Source organism: Ideonella azotifigens (genome assembly GCF_006519715.1).
In the GTDB taxonomy this organism is placed as follows: Bacteria; Pseudomonadota; Gammaproteobacteria; order Burkholderiales; family Burkholderiaceae_C; genus Ideonella; species Ideonella azotifigens.
In genome coordinates this window covers 1-1,903 of sequence record NZ_VIDT01000886.1, presented here as the reverse complement: position 1 = coordinate 1,903, position 1,903 = coordinate 1, and the positions used below count along the sequence as shown (strand labels likewise).

Annotated in this window: 2 protein-coding genes; both read right to left on the bottom strand. The window is 70.0% G+C overall.

Annotated elements, in window-relative coordinates; translation table 11 throughout:
- Window positions 1-219 (bottom strand): gamma-glutamyltransferase (locus FKP22_RS28875; protein ID WP_211361646.1); only part of this gene is annotated, 219 nt, incomplete at its 3' end.
- A gap of 135 nt (window positions 220-354) precedes the next feature.
- The gene (locus tag FKP22_RS28870; RefSeq protein WP_141291580.1) at window positions 355-1,902 is read right to left on the bottom strand and encodes an MFS transporter; all 1,548 of its coding nucleotides are present in this window, start codon (window positions 1,900-1,902) and stop codon (window positions 355-357) included.
- Window position 1,903 lies beyond the last annotated feature (1 nt).

Here is a 1,903-nt window from a genome sequence, read left to right as displayed (position 1 = left end):
GTCCCAGAGGATGCAGAAGGCGTCCGAGCCCAGGCCGTTGCTGCAGGGCTCCAGCACCGTCATCGCGGCGGCGGCGGCAATGGCCGCGTCCACAGCGTTGCCGCCCTGCGCCAGCAGCTTCAGCCCTGCCTGCGCAGCCAGCGGATGAGACGTGGCGACGACGTTGCGCGCGAACACCGGCAGGCGGGCGCTGGGGTAAGGATTGGCGTAGTCGAACATGGCAATGGCGGCGGGTGGCCGGTCAAGGGGTGGATCTTCGCAGCCTCGGCGAATCAACGGGCGCGGCGGGCTTCTCGACTGCACAAGCCTGGCTTCGCAGGCTCGCGCCTGACAAGGTGGCCTGCTCGGCCAGCACTACAAGGTGGCTTGCTCGGCCAGGTAGCGACTGACAACCGGGTCGTGCGCGCCGAGGTGGAACTGCAGGCGCTGCGCGCGCAGGCCCGCGTCCGCGGCAGTGAATCGCTCCTGACGGCGCAGGTGTTCAACCCAGTTCTCGTCAACAAAATATTCGACGTAGCGGCCCACCCGCTCGCTGTCACGGAACAGGCCCCAGGACAGCGCGCCCTGCCTCAGCCGTGCGCGCTTGGTGTCCTGCATCACCCGCGCGAATTCGGCCGCCCGCGCCGGGTCGATCAGGTACTCGACGGTGACCATCACCGGACCTTCGTCGGGATCGATGTCAATGGCCGGGTTCGGTGCGCTGAATGGCTTTGCGCGGCTGTGGTCCTCAGCGGCGCTGGGCAGCTCGCGCTTGCGCACCACCGCCAGCACCGCCAAGCCGAACAGCGCCGAGGCGGTCAGGCTCCAGCGCACGCCCAGGTGCTCGGCCACCTGGCCCCACAGCGCCGAGCCGGCCGCAGTGCCGCCCATCAGCGCCATCTGGTAGATCGCCATGCCGCGGGCGCGCACCCAGTCGGGCAGCGCCATCTGGGCGGCCACCGTCAGCGTGTTGGCGGTCGAGATCCAGGCCATGCCGGCCACGAACATGGCCAACATCGCCACGGCTGGATGCGGCGCCACCACCACCAGCAGGGTGGCCCCGGCATGCGCAGCCGGGCCCCAGGTGATGAAGCGCGAGGCATCGAAGCGGGCGCGCCAGCGCGGGAACAGCATCACCGCGGTGATGGCGCCCGCGCCCTGGCAGGCCAGCAGCGCGGTGAACAGGTGCGCGCCGCCGCCCAGCAGCCGCGCCACCAGCGGCAGCATCGACAAGAGCGCGGCCGAATGCAGGAAGAACAGGAAGATGCGGGTGAGCACGCCACGCAGCCGCGGCGACTGCCAGACGTGCTGCGCGCCCACGCGCATCGCGCCGACAAAACGTTCGCCCGGCAGCGCGCTCTGGCGCTTCTGCTGCGACTGCCAGCGCAGGATGATGACAAAGGCCAGCAGCGACAGCAGCGTGTTGGTGACGAACACCCAGGCACTGCCAAACGAAGCCAGCAGCACGCCGGCCAGGATGGGGCCGATGATGCGCGACAGGTTCATCGCCACGCCATTGAGCGCCAGTGCGCCGGCCAGGTGATGCGGCGGCACGACCTCCGGCACGATGGCCGCGAATACCGGCCAGCGCAGCGCCAGGCCAATGCCGTTGGTGAAGGTCAGCAGCAGCAGCAGGCCGGCGTTCATGCCGTCCGCCAGCGCCACGACCGCCAGCACTGCGGCATTCAGCCCGACCCACAGCTGCGTGGCGGCGAAGTAGCGGCGGCGGTCGAGCAGGTCGGCCAGCGCACCGCTGGGCAGGCCCAGCAGGAAGACCGGCAGCGTGGACGCGGCCTGCACCAGCGCCACCATCGTGGTGCTGGTGCTCAGCGTGGTCATCAGCCAGCCGGCCGCCACGTCGTTCATCCACATGGTGATGTTGGCCGTCAGCCAGGCCAGCCACAGCATGCGGAAGACCGGCACC